The 20,176-nt window shown below is 42.2% G+C and carries 13 protein-coding genes; 8 read left to right on the top strand and 5 right to left on the bottom strand.

The window, feature by feature from the left end:
* Window positions 1-244 precede the first annotated feature (244 nt).
* Window positions 245-2,305, bottom strand: a complete 2,061-nt coding sequence (gene metG, locus NI455_RS02460; protein ID WP_005247863.1) for a methionine--tRNA ligase — start codon at window positions 2,303-2,305, stop codon at window positions 245-247.
* Window positions 2,306-2,617: 312 nt separating this feature from the next.
* Between metG and NI455_RS02455 the strand changes: the two genes are divergently transcribed.
* The 8 genes from NI455_RS02455 to NI455_RS02420 all read left to right on the top strand — a co-directional run bounded on the left by NI455_RS02455 (window position 2,618) and on the right by NI455_RS02420 (window position 13,097).
* Window positions 2,618-3,415, top strand: a complete 798-nt coding sequence (locus NI455_RS02455) for a putative sodium/potassium/calcium exchanger (protein ID WP_243474453.1) — start codon at window positions 2,618-2,620, stop codon at window positions 3,413-3,415.
* A gap of 273 nt (window positions 3,416-3,688) precedes the next feature.
* Window positions 3,689-4,948, top strand: coding sequence for an iron-sulfur cluster carrier protein ApbC (gene apbC / locus NI455_RS02450; RefSeq protein ID WP_243474452.1), 1,260 nt, complete (start codon window positions 3,689-3,691; stop codon window positions 4,946-4,948).
* A 257-nt stretch (window positions 4,949-5,205) separates the two neighbouring features.
* Entirely contained in the window at window positions 5,206-5,799 is a 594-nt protein-coding gene (locus NI455_RS02445; protein ID WP_004732019.1) for a LysE family translocator, read from the top strand.
* 123 nt (window positions 5,800-5,922) lie between these two features.
* Window positions 5,923-6,492: a dCTP deaminase gene (gene dcd, locus NI455_RS02440; protein WP_004280726.1), complete on the top strand. Its 570-nt coding sequence runs from the start codon at window positions 5,923-5,925 to the stop codon at window positions 6,490-6,492.
* A 234-nt stretch (window positions 6,493-6,726) separates the two neighbouring features.
* Entirely contained in the window at window positions 6,727-8,742 is a 2,016-nt protein-coding gene (locus NI455_RS02435) for a hypothetical protein (RefSeq protein ID WP_253112217.1), read from the top strand.
* Between the two features lie 12 nt (window positions 8,743-8,754).
* On the top strand, window positions 8,755-9,477 hold the full coding sequence (locus NI455_RS02430; protein ID WP_004280723.1) for a hypothetical protein: 723 nt from the start codon (window positions 8,755-8,757) through the stop codon (window positions 9,475-9,477).
* A 33-nt stretch (window positions 9,478-9,510) separates the two neighbouring features.
* A complete protein-coding gene (locus tag NI455_RS02425; protein ID WP_253112215.1) occupies window positions 9,511-11,796 on the top strand; it encodes a hypothetical protein in 2,286 nt (761 codons plus the stop codon).
* A 17-nt stretch (window positions 11,797-11,813) separates the two neighbouring features.
* On the top strand, window positions 11,814-13,097 hold the full coding sequence (locus NI455_RS02420; RefSeq protein ID WP_219308676.1) for a hypothetical protein: 1,284 nt from the start codon (window positions 11,814-11,816) through the stop codon (window positions 13,095-13,097).
* A gap of 53 nt (window positions 13,098-13,150) precedes the next feature.
* Here NI455_RS02420 and NI455_RS02415 read toward each other — a convergent pair whose 3' ends face one another.
* From NI455_RS02415 to NI455_RS02400, 4 genes are all read right to left on the bottom strand, one after another.
* Complete coding sequence (locus tag NI455_RS02415) at window positions 13,151-14,866, bottom strand: proline--tRNA ligase (RefSeq protein WP_253112213.1); 1,716 nt, start codon at window positions 14,864-14,866, stop codon at window positions 13,151-13,153.
* A 96-nt stretch (window positions 14,867-14,962) separates the two neighbouring features.
* Complete coding sequence (locus tag NI455_RS02410; protein ID WP_253112211.1) at window positions 14,963-18,070, bottom strand: efflux RND transporter permease subunit; 3,108 nt, start codon at window positions 18,068-18,070, stop codon at window positions 14,963-14,965.
* Between the two features lie 24 nt (window positions 18,071-18,094).
* On the bottom strand, window positions 18,095-19,222 hold the full coding sequence (locus NI455_RS02405) for an efflux RND transporter periplasmic adaptor subunit (protein ID WP_253112209.1): 1,128 nt from the start codon (window positions 19,220-19,222) through the stop codon (window positions 18,095-18,097).
* A 51-nt stretch (window positions 19,223-19,273) separates the two neighbouring features.
* Window positions 19,274-19,921, bottom strand: a complete 648-nt coding sequence (locus NI455_RS02400; RefSeq protein ID WP_253112207.1) for a hypothetical protein — start codon at window positions 19,919-19,921, stop codon at window positions 19,274-19,276.
* Window positions 19,922-20,176 lie beyond the last annotated feature (255 nt).

The following is a 20,176-nucleotide window of genomic DNA, read 5'->3' as shown; positions in this document are numbered from 1 at the left end:
GTAATCGCATAGTATCTTGAATTTGCTGCCAGATATCATCGGTAAGAAGAGTACGTGCCATTGAAAATATAGAAATAAAAATAACTCAAAGGAGGATTTTAAGTATTTAAAACCAATTCTTCAAATGAGGACACGCCCTAGTAATGAATGCTCCTCCCCCTCTGGGAGAAGGTTGGGATGAGGGAAATAACTAATAAAAAAGCCCCTACATCAGTAGAGGCTTTCTTTGCTTAAAATGGAAATCTTAAGACACTTTATCACCCGGTTTAGCACCAGATTCAGGTGAAATCACCCAAACACCGTCGCCATTACCCGCAGCTAGCACCATACCGTTAGAGATCCCAAAACGCATTTTACGTGGCGCAAGGTTTGCCACCATCACCACCAGTTTACCTTTTAAGTCTTCAGGTTGGTAAAACTCACGAATACCACTGAACACATTACGTGGCTCAGCTTCACCAACGTTTAAAGTGAGTTGAAGCAGTTTGTCAGAACCTTCAACCGTAGCCGCTTCCAAAACTTCAGCCACACGCAGGTCAACTTTCATAAAATCATCAATATTAATGATTTCAGCTTCACCGACTTTAGGTTCAGCTTTCTTTTCAATCTTCTTCTCTTTTTTCTTCTCAGCTTTTGCTGGTTCAGCAGCAGGAGCAGCTAAAGAATCTTTAGATGCATCCACCATGGCAGCAACCGCTTTTGGATCTACACGTTGCATTAAGGGTTGGAACAATGCAATTTCATGACCCACTAGAATGGTTTTGCGAGAAGCAAAATCGAAGCTTTCAAGTTGCAAGAAATCTTGAACCTGTTGAGCTAGTGTCGGCAATACAGGAGCCAAGTAAACTGCCAATTGACGGAACAGGTTGATCCCCACAGAACATACATCATGAACCTGTTGTTCCTGACCTTCTTGCTTAGCAAGTGCCCAAGGCTTTTTCTCGTCGATGTACTGGTTGGCTTTGTCTGCCAGTGCCATGATTTCACGAATCGCCGCAGAGAATTCACGTGCTTCATAAGCTTGAGCAATTGAACTACCGGCATCAATAAAGCTTTGTACCAATTCAGGTTCAGCACATGTCGTGCTTAACTTGTTATCAAATTTGGTGTTAATGAATTTTGCACAACGGCTGGCAATATTCACGACTTTACCGACCAAATCTGAATTTACTTTCTGAACGAAATCATCAAGGTTCAGGTCAGAATCTTCAACTTTGTCAGAAAGTTTCGACGCGAAGTAATAGCGTAGATATTCAGGATTTAAATGCTCTAAATAGGTTTCCGCTTTAATAAATGTGCCGCGAGATTTTGACATCTTTTGGCCATTGACAGTCAAGAAACCATTCACGAATAAGCCTGATGGCGTGCGGTAGTTTGCACCTTCAAGCATTGCCGGCCAGAACAGGGCATGGAAATACACGATGTCTTTACCAATGAAGTGATAGACCTCATTTTCAGAATCTTTTTTCCAGTAGTCATCAAAATTCAATTCAGGACGTTTGGTTTTGATGTAGTTTTCAAAGCTCGACATATAACCAATCGGCGCATCCACCCAAACATAGAAATATTTGTTTGGCGCATCTGGAATTTCAAAACCGAAGTATGGCGCATCACGTGAGATGTCCCAGTCGTTCAAGCCATTTTCAAACCATTCGTCCAGCTTGTTGGCAATCGATACCGGCAAGCGACCTTCATCACGAGTCCATTTTTGCAGGTATTCACCAAAATTTGGCAATTTAAAGAAGTAATGATCAGATGATTTTTCGACTGGAGTTGCGCCACTTAAAGTGGAATGCGGATTCAACAACTCTGTCGCATTATAAGTTGCACCGCAGACTTCACATGAGTCGCCGTACTGATCTTCCGCCTTACATTTAGGACAGGTGCCTTTAATGAAACGGTCTGACAGGAACATGCCTTTTTCAGGATCAAAAAGCTGGGTCACCGGACGAACTGCAATATTGCCCGCATCACGGTTTTTCACATAGATTTCTGACGCACGAGCACGGTTGGTATCGCTATGTGTAGAATCATAATGATCGAAATGCACACCGAAACCGTCAAAGTCACGAATGTGTTCTTTTTGCACATTGGCAATTTGCGCTTCAGGTGAAATGCCATTCGCTTCGGCACGTAGCATGATCGCGGTTCCGTGAGCATCATCCGCACAGACATAAGTCACATCATGACCCATCGCACGCATGGCACGTACCCAAATATCTGCTTGGATATAGCCAAGTAAGTGACCCATATGAATCGGGCCATTGGCGTAAGGAAGGGCATTGGTGACTAAAATTTTACGCACGGATTCACTCTCTCATTCGTATTCATTATGCAATGGGCCATAATTTTACATGATGCCGAGGGGATTACAAAGAAATGCTTTGCTGAAACCCTGCGAATAGATGGACTTGGACAGCCCGAATACAAAAGCCCGCATCATCTTTAGCATAGAGCTTTTCAATACGGATTTAACTCAGCTCATGCTACATCCTGCAAACAATAGCAACAACATGTACAGGCTTTGTTGCAGTTTGCTTACTTCGCCCGATTCGCGTGATGCTTTGTGCTAAAAAATGGCTGATTGTTTATATGATATGCCTAAGGAGGGTACCTCATGACTCAGCAGAACCAAAACAATACGTCGAAGCAAAATCAAGATAAAGAACAACATGCACGCGAATTGAATGATCAGCTTGCAAAAGAGCAAAAGCAAAATGAGATAGATAAACAGCATAATCAGGAACATAAGAATGGGCAAAGTGCCCAGACCCATGCTGATCAGAAATCTGATACTCAGCACAACGGCAAAGATACAAATGCTGAGCAATCAGCACAAAAAGACAATTCTCAAGAGAACCAGTCCGATAAAAAAACTGAAAGCTTTAAGATGGATGACTTAAAAGCCAAGGCGATTGCGATCGGTGAAGAGCTATTGCAAAAAGGTGAAAAGCTTCTGAATGAGCTGAAACATGGCAAATCTGACAACCAGCAAAATGCTGAGCAAGGTTCGGATGATGCGAAAAAGGCCAAAGCGGATCATGCCTCTCAAGATAAATCATCTAACAAGTCAGATAAACACAATGCTAAAGATGGTCAGACCGATCAGCAGGCAAGTATGGCAAATTTAAAAGATGAAGCCATGCATAAGTTTGAAGATACCAGACAGAAAATCACAGACTTATTCAGTGAAGCCTCGGTTAAGTTCGCTGAGCTGAAACAGATGGCAACTGATACGATGAATAAAATGAAGGATAATCAATCGAAGGAAGGTGATTCTGATCAGCAGCAAGATGCCAAAGATACAGATTCAGAAAGCAGCTCTCAGTCCAAAAAGGATGAATCGAAACAAGATCAGGATAAAAATACCAAGGATCAACAGGACAAATCTGAAAACAATAAAAATCATAAATAGTCTGTGATCGTTAAGCCACTTTAATTACAGAGGGTTAAAGTGGCTTGATCGTCTAAGATCAGTAAAAAAAATTATTACATCAAAATAATTTATCTCTCTTTTCTTTCATTATTTTTATTTACCAAGATTTCATAAAACATTTAAGAAAACCAAGCAAAATGGTTGGAAATTGAAGATATCTCTTTCATCTTCTCCAAGACAGTGCTTAACCTTAGCCTAAAACCCCGTTAAACTAAGCGATTCAGATGTCGATCTACATTTTTGGAGTAACCTATGTCTTGGCTTTCTTCGCTTAAATCGGTTTTTTCGCCTTCCAAGGAGGTGAACGAAGAAGCTGTGCAAAACGTACTGCAAAACTATATCTTGCCAAATTCCAGCAATGCCTTGAAAGATCGTATTACGCAGGTCAATGTACAGGGTGAGATTCTGCAAATCACTTTGAATACCTATCCAGAAGAAAAAGCGCAGCTGCAACAGATTCATGATGAACTGGCGGAAGCTTTGCAAAAATGTGGTATTCAAGAACTGAATATGCATGTGATTCAGCAGAAAACTGGACATAAGAAAGAAGGGGGTTGCGGGCATAACCATGCTGAAGGTGAAAACTGTTCAAGCGAGCCTAAAGCGGAAGCAAAACCCAATCTTCCCCCTGTGGTTGATGCGTCGGCACAGCCTGCAAAAACAGAAGAAGCTGATCCAAATAATCCACCTATTCAAAAAGCTGCGCCGCAACAGCGTGATGTTCCAAAACACCCAAGGATTCAAAATGTGATTCTGGTGTCATCTGGTAAAGGTGGCGTAGGTAAATCGACCACGACTGTAAATCTGGCCTTGGCTCTACAGAAATTAGGCCTGCGCGTAGGCGTACTAGATGCCGATATTTACGGCCCAAGTATTCCGACTATGCTCGGTAATGCCGGCAAAACGCCAATGATCGAAGCAGAGCAGTTTGTCCCTATCGAAGCCTATGGGATGGCGGTATTATCAATTGGCCATTTAACTGGAGATCACAATACTCCAGTCGCCTGGCGTGGTCCAAAAGCCACGGGTGCATTAATGCAGTTATTCAATCAGACCCTATGGCCAGACCTTGATGTGCTGATGATTGATATGCCACCTGGCACAGGTGATATCCAGTTAACTCTCGCGCAGCGTATTCCGGTAACGGGCGCAGTAATTGTGACAACGCCACAAAACGTGGCCTTGCTGGATGCGACCAAAGGCATTGAATTGTTTAACCGCGTGCAGATTCCGATCATGGGCGTGATTGAAAACATGTCGACCCATATCTGCTCAAATTGTGGTTTTGAGGAACAGATTTTTGGTACAGGCGGTGGCGATAAACTGTCTGAGCAATATCAAGTCCCATTATTGGGTCGTTTACCTTTGGATGCTAAAATTCGTGAAAATGCCGATGCTGGAACGCCGTCAGTGATCGCGGGAGATGCTGCTGCAGAAAGCTATATGCTGATTACAGAGAAAATTGCAGCGCAGTTACCTAAAGCAGAGAAAGACCATAGTCGAATTTTTTAATTCTACAGACAATTCAGATATTTAAGCCTTAGCTAAAAGCTAGGGCTTCTTATTTCTTATTTTTAAAATTAGCTCGATTTAAATGATCGAAATTGACTGAAATGACTATCGGGTGTTTATCCTGAAAGCTTATATAAACATTTGAATTAATTAAAATAAATAAATTTAAATTTTAGATCATATGTTCTCTTACAATTATTTTTTTGCAGCACTGACCGAATTCTTCTATGCTACTCGGATTAGAGCGAGGTCAAACTATGATTTCATGGTTTTTTATTGGTTTAGTGGCAACCATTCTTTTAACACCAGGCCCAACCAATACCTTATTGGCATCTTCAGGCATTCAGGTCGGATTTAAAAAAACATTTCGTTTAATTCCTGCGGAAGCCTTTGGTTATCTGATTGCCATTAGCTTATGGGGCATTCTGATCGGAAAAATTTCCGTTCATCTTCCGCTTTTACCGACCATTCTCAAACTTTTTAGTGCTGGCTATATTCTATTTCTCGCTGTGAAATTATGGCGGACTGCAGAAATAAGCGAAAATCTTGAAAATGTCTCGATTCGCGCACGAGAATTATTTTTGGCAACCTTGCTTAATCCTAAAGCACTTTTATTTGCCTCAGCGATCTTTCCTGTCATTGTCTGGAAAAGCGGCCAACATTATGTGACTCATATGCTGGTTTTCTTGCTTCTGTTGATCCCGATTGCATTCTTCTGGACTTTTCTGGGTTCAATCCTGGCCAGAAAAAACAGTCGCTGGCTCAATCAGAAAAACCTGCAGAAAACGGCTTCGCTGGTATTAATGAGCTTTTCCATTCCTTTAAGCTATTCTGCACTTTTAAGTTTATAAGCTGATCTCAATCAGCAATTTTTTGGCAACTTTAGCTCTAAGCCTTTCACTTATTTTCATTAGTGTCAATTTCAGTTAAAGTACGTCGCAATAACTTGTTCTTAAGATTTTTGGATTATATCAATGGCAATTAAGTCTGATCGTTGGATTCGCGAAATGAGCGAAAAACACGGCATGATTGAACCGTATGCAGAAAACCAGGTACGTTTGGATGAAAATGGTCAAAAGCTGATTTCGTATGGCGTATCCAGCTATGGTTATGACGTGCGTTGTGCACGTGAATTTAAAGTATTCACCAATGTGCATTCTGCAATTGTCGATCCGAAGAACTTTGATGAACGCAGCTTTATTGATATCGAGTCGGATGTCTGTATCATTCCGCCTAACTCGTTTGCTTTGGCGCGTACCATCGAATATTTCCGCATTCCACGTAATGTCTTGACCGTGTGCTTGGGCAAGTCTACTTATGCGCGTTGTGGCATCATTGTTAACGTGACTCCGCTTGAGCCAGAGTGGGAAGGACACGTCACTTTAGAGTTTTCAAATACTACCAATCTTCCTGCGCGTATTTATGCAGGTGAAGGTGTAGCGCAGATGCTGTTTTTTGAATCTGATGAAGTCTGTGAAACTTCATATAAAGATCGTGGCGGTAAATATCAAGGTCAGACAGGCGTTACTTTGCCGAAGACCTAATTGTTTTAAAATATTGAATGACGGGACTTTATGTCCCGTTTATTTTTTTGAGATTTTCATTCATCGGAAACTGCTATTTTTCGCCTAATTGGCTTTGGCATCTGTATTAAAAATCAGCATAATGGATTCCGCATAACCATAAAAAAGATGCAATGCATTATAAAAAAGCAAAGATTGGCGGCTGGGAAGCTGAAGCATAAGGTGCGGAGCATCGAATAAAAAGGAAAGAGTGAGATGACTCAGATAAAAGATATATTTAAATTTCGCAAAAGTTATTTGGCGATGACAATCGGTTTCAGCCTGTTGCCTTCTGCACATGCGATGCAGGAATTATCAGATTCTTCTCTTTCTGACACCACAGGTGAGGGTGTTGCGCTGGTACTTGATGATTTTAAAATGGTGTTTCAAGGCCCTAACGATCTCTCGGCTGGCTCGAGTTATGAGCGGAAGATTCCTGATCCTGGAAAAGCAGATACAGGATTTATTCGTATTATTCCGACGGGTGAAAATTACAACCAACTTGGGCAGCGTGTATACGACAAAGTTTATAAATCTACATATGATAATACTTTTCATGTTGAAAGAACGCAGAATTATGCAACTGAGTATCAGCAAGCCTTTGATACGTTAAAAACTGATTTTTATAATAATAACTATAATACGATTAAGAATACTCATGATACACAAACAAACCGGGACGCATTTAAGCAAGAATTAGTTGATTATTATTATAATACCGACTTTATGAAAGCCTATTATGAACAACGTCGTGATGATTATTATAATGGAGCCGGTAAACCCGCTTTAATTCAATATAGTCTAGTCGATGATGGCACAACAATGTTTGATCACTCACCGGGGAATCTAATTGATTTAAATAATAAGGCAAAAACAAATGCATTGGAAATGATTGACCTTCTTTATGGTAAGGATGCGACGAAATCAATTCCTGCAACTGAATGGAGTACGTCTGGTACTAGGGAAAATATTATTGGAGCAATTGTAGATGCAAGAATTCTTGCATTAATTAAAGCAGATTATGATAAAAAATTTGAAGCTGCTTTAGCTGAAATGATGAAAGATGCAGATAGTGCTGCTATGGCTGAAATCATTGCTAGAGCAGATCATGCTGCTAAAACTGAAGCTGCTAAAATTTCTGTGAGCACTTTAAGAACTAAAGCCGATGTATTTATTTATGGCCTAGCATTATCGAAAAGCGATGATTCTTTAAGCACGCGATACAGTAATCAGGGTTTTAGCTGGGGATCATCAGATAATCCCTGGTTATTTCGGGCAGGAACTGAAAACGTCAAACAGTTTAAGGACGCTGCTAAAGATGTAGGCTATATTGCTTTGGAAGCCCCATTAAGTCCAATTGCAGGGGTCGAAAGTGATAATAATATCAAGCTGGGCTTCTGGAGTGATATTTTTGCACGTGAGCTTAATTCCTCTAATGCTGTAGATCCTATAACAGGTGGGCCAATATCAGGACTTGATACGGATTACCGATTAAGAACCCAATTTGTTGCCAATGGTCTGAGTTTTAATGGCTCGCAAGTTCGGTTATTCCAAACCTTAGAATCTGACAATAAGAATTACAGCCAAACATTGGGTATGGCGAGTATTGTTCGTCTGAATACCAATGATCGACCAGAAACTCTAAGCAGTAGCGATAGTAATCTTAACAGTAAAGGTATTCGTCTCAGTACCGCAGCAAAAACAGATGCGCTTGATGGTAATGTCCCGACCCCGGCCTTGAATGGAAGTGATGCTCCTATATTTCATGATTCTGAGGGCTTATATCTCTATAGTCCAAATATTAACTTGGTGCTTGGTAATATGTACCAGCCTTTCGTTGTCGGTTCAGAAGGCAATAATATTATTTTAGAAGTGACACGTATTCCTAATATTCCTGCTATTTATAATCAAATTTATCAAAATTATGGGGGCGGATTGGGTACAACAGATTTAAAGGGTTCGACCTGTAATGTCTATAGTTGTGGTACACCGATTAAAAATAATGTGTCAGATACCACCGCACTTTATCAAGGGCGTAATGCGACTCACAGTAGTATCTCAATAGGGACTACAGAGCGTATCTCAGGAACAAATATGCTGCGTGCCAAGGATGGTGTGAATTCAACAGGAATCGTATTTAAAAATACTGAGGGTGTAAGTAAGAATTTTGGATCTGCTGTCATTGATGGTGTCCTGATTCAGCATCTGAAAATTAGAACAACTGGTCTTTAAGGGAGTATAAGAATGTCCAAATTAGTAACACTCTGTGCATTATTATGTACTTCTATGGCCAGTCTTGCCGGATTGGAAGCCCTTGATCAGCAAGCACTAACCAATACAGTGGGGCAGGGTGGAGCTGATCTTAACTGGACTTTATCTTTAAACCATGTTTATGCGACAGATTTAAGTAAAGATAAAATTTCTCGGCTTGATGGAAGTGGCAACCCGCTAGAAGTATTTTATGTTCTAGATCCCACCGCTTGTGGAGCAACAAAACAATTTTGCCGTCTGGCAATAGCGCCGAATAACCATGTCGATGCCAATGGAAATAAAAAGTGGTTAGTCTTTAAAGGCATTCAAGGCACGATTCAGATTGATAAGTTTTCGATCGATGGAACAACCATCATTAATCATCGTAATGAACCACAAACGGCGATGCAAATTACCTTTTATGATCACCAGCCTTTAAAGATCCGTAATTTAGGCTTTAATACAGTTTCCATTGAAACGGGTACAGGTGCTGGCGCCTTGGAAGGTTATGCCAATACAGGTGTTTATAGTACGTATACAGGGCGTACCTATAATGCCGATGGAACTTATACAACCGCGCCCCAAGATGTTCCTTCATTTGATAAAGGTGCTGAAAAAGGATTTATGGGGTTGAACGTTCATGGAAATCTGCATACGTCAGGCAATTTGAAAATATTTGGTTATAACTGTACAGGTGGAGCACAAAGTCGTTGTTAGTAACAACGTCAAGTACAGCATAAGGATATAAAAATGAAAAAAACAACAATAAAGTTGAAATTGCTAACGGTATGCATGTGTCTTATACAACAAGGTTATGCACTTGAAACTATTGAAGAGCAGGAATTGAGTGAAGTCACTGGACAAGATGGTATGGTGATTACTCATGAAATTTCTAAAGCCAGTATTGCTCAAGCCAATTGGTATGATCCAAATCCAACTGCCAACACTAAAATGGGTTTAGGTCTACATAATGTTGAGATTATTGGAAAAGATAATAAACCAATCATTAGTCAACTTGAAATAGATGTAGGTGCCACTTCACAAGGGGCAGGACTTCGGCTAGCTGCAAGTGTTTCACCGTTTCAAGCCACTGCAGATTTAAAATTGGTAAAGATCGCCTGTACGACCAATCCATGTAGTCAATCTGCGAATAGTATTCGGACTACGGGTACTCAATCTAATCAAAGTTTGGGGGCATTAGGGATTGGTGCCTCTACACCGCTTAGTGTGCTATTACAAACCAGTGCAGGTCTATTTAATAAAGATTCAATTGCCAGTATCGATTTTCAACTTAAAAATGCCACGATTAGTCATAAATTAGGTGAAAATAGTCTGATTTTGAATGACTTTAACTTTAACTTCGCGGGTCAAGGATATATGTACATTGACCCGGATGAAGGCGTGGTACTGACCACACGAAATGGCAGTCAAGATCATTATGTGGATCTAAAGCGTGCTGAAGATATTACTGATATCACGGCTGACCGGGTTAATCCGACCAATCCAGGGGTTAATATTGACTTGCGTTATAACACGCCAAATAATGAACGTAAAAATATTATGCGTTTAGGGGCTTCGGGTGCAGTCACTAACGCAAGATTATCGATGAGTGCCGATCAAACCCAGATAGGTACTTTTGATGTTAGTAACAAGGTGAATGGTGTACTAGAACGTCAGGACAAAGCTGCAACAGGTTACAGTGGCCTGGTGGGAGAAGGTGGGTTGAATCTGGGCTTGTCTGCAGATTTTACAGGTGCTAATAGTACCGGGCTTCCAGCAACTATGGCACCTACAACACTTGAGATTGGTCATACCGGTAAGGGAAGTCATGCTGTGCAATTTTCCAAGCTCAGACCCTTGACTACACGTAATGCTGACGGATCCTTACATGGTAAAAATGCTTATATCGACTTTGGAAATATATATATAAATACCATTACTGCAAAAAGTCTCGGTTTCATAATCAATGAAAATATGCAAAAGACTTTAGGTAGTAGTAGCACTGTACTTAAACAGACACTCAGTACCACCACGAATGGAGAGGATTTTGCCTATATCGCCGTACGTGGCATGGATTTTCAGTCCATTGCTGCTAAAGCACGTTTCATATCAGATAACTCTTTAGCGGAAATTGATGGCGATGGTGGTTCATGGGGAATCGGTATTCCTATTTATAATTTAAATGCCAATGTTGCGTTGTCTGGAACGACTTATGGAACAGACAATAAGCAAGCAATTGCTTATAACATTATGGCATCTACAGAAGGCTATGGAATTGACAAGAAAACCGGTTTGCCAAGCACAACCTCGATTATATTGATTGATGGTAAAAATGGCGATCATGGTGAGGCAGTTAACTATTATGCCGGTTTTAGGAATATCGATGCTTTGATCAAGTCGGAAGGGATTATTAGTTATAAAGATGAAGGTATTTATATTCGTGCCGATAAACTGCTGATTGGAGCTAAAGCTGAGCTTGCGATTGGTCAATTACCAGGATCTAAATATAATTGTACCAATGCATCGGTCACTAAATGCGGAAGCTATGTGCCTCATGATAATTTTTCTAAACGTGATGATGTCCTGACTAATATTGCTTTTAAACTTGATGGAAACGGCGAGCTCCTCATCATTCCAGGAGTGGATCCGACCAGCGATTCACCAGATACCAACTTCCTGTCATTTGATGCAAATTTTAAGTTTAGACCCCTTACCGCAGAAGAAACTGCAAACAAAGATAATCTAGGTAGCTATTTTAGTATCGCCAATGAAGATATTGATTCAGCCGGGGTATTAAAAACTTCGTCAATTAACTTTAACCGGATGGAAGGTCATTTGGGTGTCAAAGCAAAAGTTCGTGTCAGTGCAGATACAGTGACTTTGGATAATCAGGTCAAACTCAATTATGAAAATAATATTGCAACACCATTTAAAGCCAATTTTGCCATGGCGACCAATGGCAATATGCAAAACATGGCAAGTATTGCACTGACTGGTGGAACCATTCGTAGCACGATGGGAATCACACCACGCTAAAAATCAGGATGAGAAAAATGAAAAAAATAATATTAAAAAGTCTAGTGGTAGCTATGATGGGCCTAAGTGGCCAGGTATCTGCATTAACCTCATTGGAAGACCAAGAGCTCTCAGAAGTCAATGGGCAGGCTTTATTGTCAATGGAGGTTCAGTCTGGATTTAACCAGATGGATAATCTAGGAGCTACTTATGACCAGAGTAATATCTCATTTTATAAATTAGGCTTGGAAGCCGAGATGGAAATTAATGCCAATATAAAAAAGCTACAGCTCGGGTGTGGCGGTGTTAATGGTGCAACCGGCTGTGATATTGATATTGATCATATAGCCTTAAGTGGTAATCCTACAAATGGTGCGGATCGTGCCGCGACCTCAGCTCTGATTACTAATCCATTTGTACAATTTGCCATAAAAAATCCAAATCAGGCGTCTACACGTGAAGTTTTAGGTTTTCGTTTAAGTGCGGAAAAGATTTCGGGTCTATTGACAATGGGGACAGAAAATAGTGCTACACCAAATGGTATTAACAGTTTCAGTGGTTATATGAAAACAAAATCCTCATCAGGAGTTGCAACAACGGCTCCTCGTGTCATGGATTATGCTACAACTGGAATGAATATTGAGGGCACGGTAAAAGGCACTATATTAGGTCAACCATTACCTCTGGATTTACATTACACATCTAGCAATTATGCTTTCCAGTTAAATTCTACAACAGCACCTTTTACTATTCCTGCTACGATAGTGTCAGGAACAAGAATGAAAGAAGTTGTACTAAAAGGGACAGGGACAGTAGGTCGTATTGATTTTAAAGGACCATTAAAAGCAGAATTATTGGATGGAGCATTAAAATTAGATAAAGATATTACAGGCTACTTAACCGGGCTACAGACAGACATTACCGTTAAACAAAATCTCGGACTTATTCATGCTTTATATTTAAATAATCCAGCTTCACTCTCCTTGCAATCCCAAAGCATTTTATGGCCTGGTGCAGCAGTCGCGGCAAAACAAGGGTGGTGGCTGGCAATGGAAGATGAAGTGGATTTAGGAAGTATTTCACCTTCATATAGTGTGCCAATTTCAGATGCTGTTTTAAAGCAAACTATTGCAGGAATTAACCATGATTTAACCACTAATGTGCGAGATTGTGGAAGTCTGGTTTTTGGTTGTGTGCTAGGAAGTGCACTTGATGTAAAGGAAATTAAAAATCCTGCGCTACTTGATTTCCCTCTTACTAATTTAACTTTACAAGGCCAGAACTTTAAACCGAACTGCTTTGGTGGACACAAATTCTGCTAAGTTTAGTTATAAAAAATCCCGTATTACGCGGGATTTTTTATAAGAAAGCAAAATTATTTAGCAATTTTTGCCAATAATTCTTCTTTCGAGATATTTACAGATTCAGCATCACGACGGCCTTTATATTCAAACGTACCTGCATCTAAGCCTTTTTCGCCAATTACAATACGGTGTGGAATACCTGTCAGCTCAAGATCAGAGAATTTCACGCCCGGACGTTCGTTACGGTCATCAAGTAATACGTCAAAACCTGCAGCTTGTAATTCAGCATAGAGTGCTTCCGCAGCTTCCATAGTTCGTGGAGATTTGTGTGCATTCATCGGCACAATGGCAACTTCAAACGGTGCAATGGCAGTTGGCCAGATAATGCCTTTCTCATCAAAGTTCTGCTCGATTGCAGAAGCTACTACACGCGTTACACCAATACCATAACACCCCATTGTTACAGTGAATGGTTTGCCATCTTCACCCAAGACTTTACAACCTAAAGCTTCAGAGTATTTTTGACCCAACTGGAAGATATGCCCCACTTCGATACCACGTTTGATTTGAAGCGTACCTTTACCATCTGGAGATGGATCGCCTTCAACCACGTTACGTAGGTCATAAACTTCAGTGAACTGCGCATCACGTTCCCAGTTTACACCTGTTGCGTGTTGATCTGCTGCATTTGCACCTGCAACAAAGTCAGACAATACAGATGCTGCACGATCAACAATGACGGTGATACCTTTTTCGACCAGACCTTGAGGACCGACAAAGCCAGCAGTTAAGCCAAGTGCTTGAAGTTGTTCTTCAGTAGCAAATGTCAAAGGTGCAGCAATTAAAGGATGTTTTTCAGCTTTAATTTCATTCAGTTCATGATCGCCACGAAGGAATAAAGCAACCACAGGAACGGAACCATCCTCTTTTGCAATGCCTTGAACAAGCAATGCTTTTACTGAATGGGCAGGATCGGTACCCAAGAATGCTGATACATCTGCAATGGTTTTTTGATTTGGTGTATCTACCAGTTTGAGTTCTTGTGTAGGTGCCGCACGTTCACCGACAAGTACTGCTTCTGCCATTTCAATATTGGCTGCATAGTCAGATTCAGTCGAGAAGGCGATATCATCTTCACCGCTTGAAGCCAGCACGTGGAATTCGTGAGAACCTGAACCACCGATTGAACCGGTATCTGCTTGAACCGGACGGAAATCTAAACCAAGACGGTTGAAGATTTTGCAATAGGCTGCATACATGTCGTCGTAGGTTTGTTGCAGTGATTCCTGGTTGGCATGGAAAGAGTAGGCATCTTTCATGATGAATTCACGTGAACGCATTACGCCAAAACGGGGACGAATTTCGTCACGGAATTTGGTTTGTACCTGGTAGAAGTTTGCAGGCAATTGCTTGTAGCTTTTTAATTCGTTACGTGCAAGGTCAGTGATCACTTCTTCATGCGTCGGACCCAGAACAAATGGGTTGCCATGGCGGTCGTTGAAGCGTAAAAGTTCAGGGCCGTATTGTACATAACGACCTGATTCTTCCCACAAAGATGCAGGTTGAGTCACCGGCATATAGACTTGAAGTGAACCGACTTTGTCCATTTCTTCGCGAACGATCGCTTCAACTTTATTTAATACGCGAACGCCCATCGGCAACCAGGTGTATAGACCTGAAGCCAACTTACGAATCATACCGGCACGAAGCATCAGCTGATGGGAAATAACCTCAGCATCGTTCGGGGTTTCTCTTAACGTTGCAAATAAAAAGCGACTCGCGCGCATGGAAACTGTCCTAAAAAATTAAGCGTTAAAGCAGGGATTATACAATAAAAAATGAGGTGAGCATTTGGGAATGTCACCTCATTGTGTTGCATTAAATTATGCCATGATTTTACGTGCCTGACGCAGCATAAAATTCTTAAAGTCATCCAGGTAGGTAAAGATCACCGGCACCACCACCAAGGTCAGCAGGGTAGAGGTAATCACGCCACCAATCACCGCATGCGCCATCGGTGCACTTTGTTCGCCACCTTCACCTAGCCCTAGGGAAAGTGGCACCATGCCCATGACCATCGCGCTGGTAGTCATCAGAATAGGACGCAAACGGGTTTTACCAGCGGCAATAATCGCATCATAGCGGTTTTCACCGCGATCCATGGCTTTCTTGATAAAGTCGATCAGCAGAATCGCATTCTTGGTTACCAATCCCATCAGCATAATAATGCCGATAATCGAGAACAGGTTCATGGTTGAGTTAAACAGGAACAAGGCCAGAAACACGCCAATCAGTGACAATGGCAGTGAGGCCATAATTGCTGCAGGATGGATAAAGCTATTGAACTGTGAACCGAGCACAATATAGATAAAGACAATCGACAGGGTAATCGCAGTCAGTGCATAACCTGCGGATTCTGCCATGTCGGCATTGGAGCCTTGAGTGTCGAAACTATAACCCGGTGGCATATCGAAATTTTCTTGCAAGCGGCTGATATCCGTCCCGATGTCGCCTGCAGGACGTCCTGAAGTATTGGCCTCGACCAGAACTTCACGAGCCAGATCACGTCGGTTAATTTGTGAAGCGCCGAGCTTTTCTTCAAATTTGGCCACGCTCGAAAGCGGAACCAGAATTGGTTGATTATTGGCATCCGTTTTATTCGAGGTGATATACATATTCTGTAAGTCGCTCGGCAAGCTACGCTGGTCTTCGGTCAGGCGCAGATTCACATCATAGGTTTCACCTTTTTCATCCTGCCAGGTCGTGACATCATCACCGGCAATCAGCGGACGCACCACATTGGCAATCTGATTGACCGATAAACCTAAATCACTGGCCAAGACACGATTGATCTGTACATCGAGGGTCGGCTTGGGTTCTTTTAATGAAGTTTCCAGATCGACAATGCCATTAATCTTCGCCATTTCCGTCATAAAACGATCGGAAATTTTTTGCAGTTCATCCAGATCAGGACCTTTGATCGAAATCATGATCGGCTTCTGGCCACCTGAAACGGTTTCATCGGCGGATGCCACCGAGGTAATGCTGATTCCGGCTACCGATTGCAGACGCTGGCGGAATTCATTATTCAGCTCATTCAGGGTCTTTTCCCGTTCGGTACGCGGTGTCACGGTCACCCGTAAACTGACATGGTTTTTACCGCGGTCAGTTGCGCCATTAATCACCCCATAGGTGGCTTTGACATCCGGATGCTGACGAATAATTTGATCCACTTGCTGCAGTTTGGCCTGTGAATATTCAAGTGATGAATCGACCGGTGTTTCAAACTTGATCCGGATTTCGCCTTTATCCGGGACCGGCACAAATTCGGTGCCGATTAGTTTGGATAAACCCAGAGCACCAAATAATGAAGCCACAGCAATCATTAGGGTAATCAATCTGAAGCGCAATGCCAGTTTTAATAATTTTTCATAGACATGGCTTAAGTTATCCAGCTTGCCGGAGATCCAGCTAAAGAAACGTTTCACCCGACCTGGTTTTTTATTCGGATCTTTTTTCTTTTCTGCCCAGTGTGCAGAGAGCATCGGGTCTAAGGTAAAGCTGACAAACATCGAGATCAGAACGGCCATACTCACCGTGACCCCGAACTGGTAGAAGAAACGGCCAATAATTCCGCCCATAAAGGCCACAGGCAGGAATACGGCAACAATAGTCAATGTGGTGGCCAGCACGGCTAAGCCAATTTCTTTGGTGCCATCGAGCGCAGCAGTCACATGGTCTTTGCCCATATCGGCATGCCGGACGATATTTTCACGCACCACAATCGCATCATCGATCAACAGGCCAATACTTAAGGACAGTGCCAGCAAAGTCATCATATTGATGCTAAAACCAAAGGCCCAGATAAAGGTCAGCGTGCCCAAGAGTGCAATGGGCAGGGTCAAACCGGTAATCACAGTTGAACGGAAAGAGCCTAAAAATAATAGGACAATCAGCACAGCCAGTACCGCACCTTCAATAATGGTTCGGGCTACATCACCAATGGTGCCGCGGATACTTTTGGAGGAGTCCACCACCACTTGTAAAGTGGTACCTTGTGGAAGCTGCGCCTCAATACTTTCTAAAGTTGCGTAGCTCTTGTCGACTACTTCGATGACGTTTGCATCTGAACTACGCAAAATATCAATCGCAACTGCAGTTTTGCCATTCAGAAAAGCTGCGGATTCCAGCTCTGCCTGACTGTCTTGAATATTGGCAACTTGTCTGAGGAAAATCGGTACGCCGTTTTTATTGGCAATGACCAGATCGCCGAAGGCGAGGGGATGCAGCACTTTGGAATTGATTTCAATGACCAGTTCCGAATTACCCGATTTAAGCGTCCCCCCCGGGACTTCAATATTCTCGGCCTTTAAGGTGTTAATCACACTGTCCACACCGATGCCAAAAGCTTGTAGTTTTTGCGGTTCCACCTGAATCCGGATCTGGCGCTGCGCATCACCAAGCAGGTTGACCGTTCCGACTCCCGGGACTGTGCGCAATTGTGGCACAATCCGCTGGTCCAGATAGGAACTGAGCGCTTTCACATCCATATTGTCGGATTCAAATACGATCGACATTACCGCATTCGCCGTCGGGTCATAACGTTCAACAATCGGCTCCTGAATTTCATCCCGGAATTCAGCAGTCACAGAGGCGATTTTATCCCGCACGTCCTGAGCTGCTGTAGTAGAGGTCACATCCAGATTAAATTCGGTGGTGATGATGGACAGGCCTTCACTAGACTGGGAAATTACCTGTTTCAAACCGGAAATGGTATTGATCTGATCTTCGAGTTTCTTGGTGATTTCCGATTCAACCGTTTCCGGAGAAGCGCCTGGATAATTGGTATAGATCACCACAAATGGGAAATCGACATCAGGAAATTCTTCAACGCCCATCCGCTGCCATGAAGCCAGCCCCAGCACCATCAGGCAGAACATCATCATGATGGTAAAAACCGGATACTTCACACTAATTCGGGTAAACCACATATCAATGATCCTGTGTGAATGGCTTTAGTTGGCGCGAAGGGTGACAGTTTTTTGCAGATCGGCTTCGCTAAACTTAACCCGGCTGACCTGATCACTATTTTCCAGTCCTTGAACCACGGCAATGTTGTCGCTATAACGCTGTTCTAGTACCTGAACATTGACCTTGATAATTTTATTCTGGCGAATCACCCAGACATAGGGTTTGTTCTGGATATCCTGAATGGTATCCAATGGAATCATCTGTCCGGAAATCTGTTGTGAACTCAGAATGTTGCCTTCAATGAAGGAGCCGATACTTAGCGAGGGAATGGTTTCATTTGGCGTGGCAAAGAATTCGATCTGGCGACTGGCCTGATCTGCGATCGGGGAAATCCGGCTAATTACGGCAGTGAGCCGGTTTGGATTACCTTGAATAGTGTATTCGATTTTACTGCCCAGTCTTAAACCTGATTGCAGATCACTGGGTACGCGTGCCTGAATTTCCAGCCGTTTCGGATCGACGATTTCAAACAGGGTTTGTCCAATTGCCACGGTTTGGCCGGGTTCGACCTGGCGCTGGGTAATCACGCCACTGATCGGGCTAGTCATAGTGCCATCACGATCTGCTTTCTGGGCAATATCGACATTGGCTTGCTGGGCGCGGACATTTTCAAGCTGGGCCTGATAATCGACCTGACTTTGTTCATATTCTACTTTTGAAATAAAACCCTGATCGAGCAGGCGCTTTTTCCGCTGCATCATGTTGCGAGCCTGATTGGCTTGTGCTTGAGTGGAGGCCAGATTCGCACGTGCCTGTGCCAAACGGGCTGCATTGTCCTGATTATTTAGACGTACCAGCACTTGTCCCTTGGAAACTGATTGACCTACCTGTGCGTTTACGCTGGTGGCAGTAGCAGAAACCTGTGCCTGTATGCTGCTTTGATTGACTGCACGAATGGTGCCGGTGAATGCAGTTTTTTGAACTGAATTGCCAGATTGAACTGCAACTAGATCTTGAGGAATGACTTCAATGGATTTGGGTGTTTCTGCTTGCTGTACGGGTTCATTTTTATCACAAGCCACTAAAAACATATTTAAGCAAAGTGCACTCATGATCAGGATAGAGCGCGGGGAAGGCATATTTAAATCATGAGAATGCGGTGCAGTTTGCATATGAGTCCTTTTAGCGTGCTATGGATCAAAACCTCAACACGCTATTTGTATTTATTCAAGTGCTTTTAAACGGGCGATAATTTTGTCGTATTCTGCTTCCAGATTTCGATAGCGACTTTGTAAAGATTGAATATTTTCTTTTTGGGAAATGAGATTTTTCTGGTTATTGTCTAATGTTGTTTTCAGGTGTGCCGGTGGTGTTTTACCTTTACGTAAATATTCACGTTCCTGACGCACAAACATGACCCGATCTTTTTGCAGTTGCTTCATTTGTTCTTGCTGAAAATCAATCTGTTTTTTTAACTGGACCAGGCTGTCATTCTTTTTCTGTAAAGCGGTCTGGCTATTGTTATAAGCACGCTTGAGTTTATGATCTTCGGCAATTCGCTGCGCCTGCTTGGCACGTTGTGGCGCTTGCCTGATATCCGCTTCGGCATTATAAGGACGGGCACGCTTAATCACCTGCATATTCTGGTCAAGTGCTTCATAGCCATAACGGATATGATTTGGCGTGACATTAGTACTGATATTGGCCACACCCTTGCTGTCATAATAACGATACCAAGTGGCTTTTTGCGGGAGTTGGTTACTACTCGCACACGTTAAGCTCACCTGTAACAGTAGCAGCACAACAACAATGAATTGACCAGTCATTTTATTTTTATCAATGACAGCAAGTTTTCTTAAAAACTGACTCATCATTGGCTCCCCGAATTTAAAGTTGACTAAATTACTTATTTTAAAGTAATAATCTTGTTATATTAGACTTAAATTTATCAATAAAAAACTACCGTTAGTCAAAAAAAAACCAATAACGATAAGAAAATGTGAAGCTGTTATTAAAAATAAATGATTTTGTCTACTTGTGTGGAAAATGTTCATTGATAATACAAGTGACTTTATGTTAAAAATGTTTATCGATCGTAATAAAATAATCCTATGAGCCTTATGGCA

Source organism: Acinetobacter lwoffii (genome assembly GCF_024129435.1).
In the GTDB taxonomy this organism is placed as follows: Bacteria; Pseudomonadota; Gammaproteobacteria; order Pseudomonadales; family Moraxellaceae; genus Acinetobacter; species Acinetobacter lwoffii_F.
This window is presented reverse-complemented; position numbering and strand designations above follow the sequence as displayed.

Coding starts and splice junctions, on each gene's coding strand:
- NI455_RS02435 (WP_253112217.1), top strand. CDS start 6,727: ATGACTCAGATAAAAGATATATTTAAATTTCGCAAAAGTTATTTGGCG.
- dcd (WP_004280726.1), top strand. CDS start 5,923: ATGGCAATTAAGTCTGATCGTTGGATTCGCGAAATGAGCGAAAAACAC.
- NI455_RS02420 (WP_219308676.1), top strand. CDS start 11,814: ATGAAAAAAATAATATTAAAAAGTCTAGTGGTAGCTATGATGGGCCTA.
- apbC (WP_243474452.1), top strand. CDS start 3,689: ATGTCTTGGCTTTCTTCGCTTAAATCGGTTTTTTCGCCTTCCAAGGAG.
- NI455_RS02405 (WP_253112209.1), bottom strand. CDS start 19,222: ATGCAAACTGCACCGCATTCTCATGATTTAAATATGCCTTCCCCGCGC.
- NI455_RS02455 (WP_243474453.1), top strand. CDS start 2,618: ATGACTCAGCAGAACCAAAACAATACGTCGAAGCAAAATCAAGATAAA.
- NI455_RS02425 (WP_253112215.1), top strand. CDS start 9,511: ATGAAAAAAACAACAATAAAGTTGAAATTGCTAACGGTATGCATGTGT.
- NI455_RS02445 (WP_004732019.1), top strand. CDS start 5,206: ATGATTTCATGGTTTTTTATTGGTTTAGTGGCAACCATTCTTTTAACA.
- NI455_RS02410 (WP_253112211.1), bottom strand. CDS start 18,070: ATGTGGTTTACCCGAATTAGTGTGAAGTATCCGGTTTTTACCATCATG.
- NI455_RS02430 (WP_004280723.1), top strand. CDS start 8,755: ATGTCCAAATTAGTAACACTCTGTGCATTATTATGTACTTCTATGGCC.
- NI455_RS02400 (WP_253112207.1), bottom strand. CDS start 19,921: ATGAGTCAGTTTTTAAGAAAACTTGCTGTCATTGATAAAAATAAAATG.
- NI455_RS02415 (WP_253112213.1), bottom strand. CDS start 14,866: ATGCGCGCGAGTCGCTTTTTATTTGCAACGTTAAGAGAAACCCCGAAC.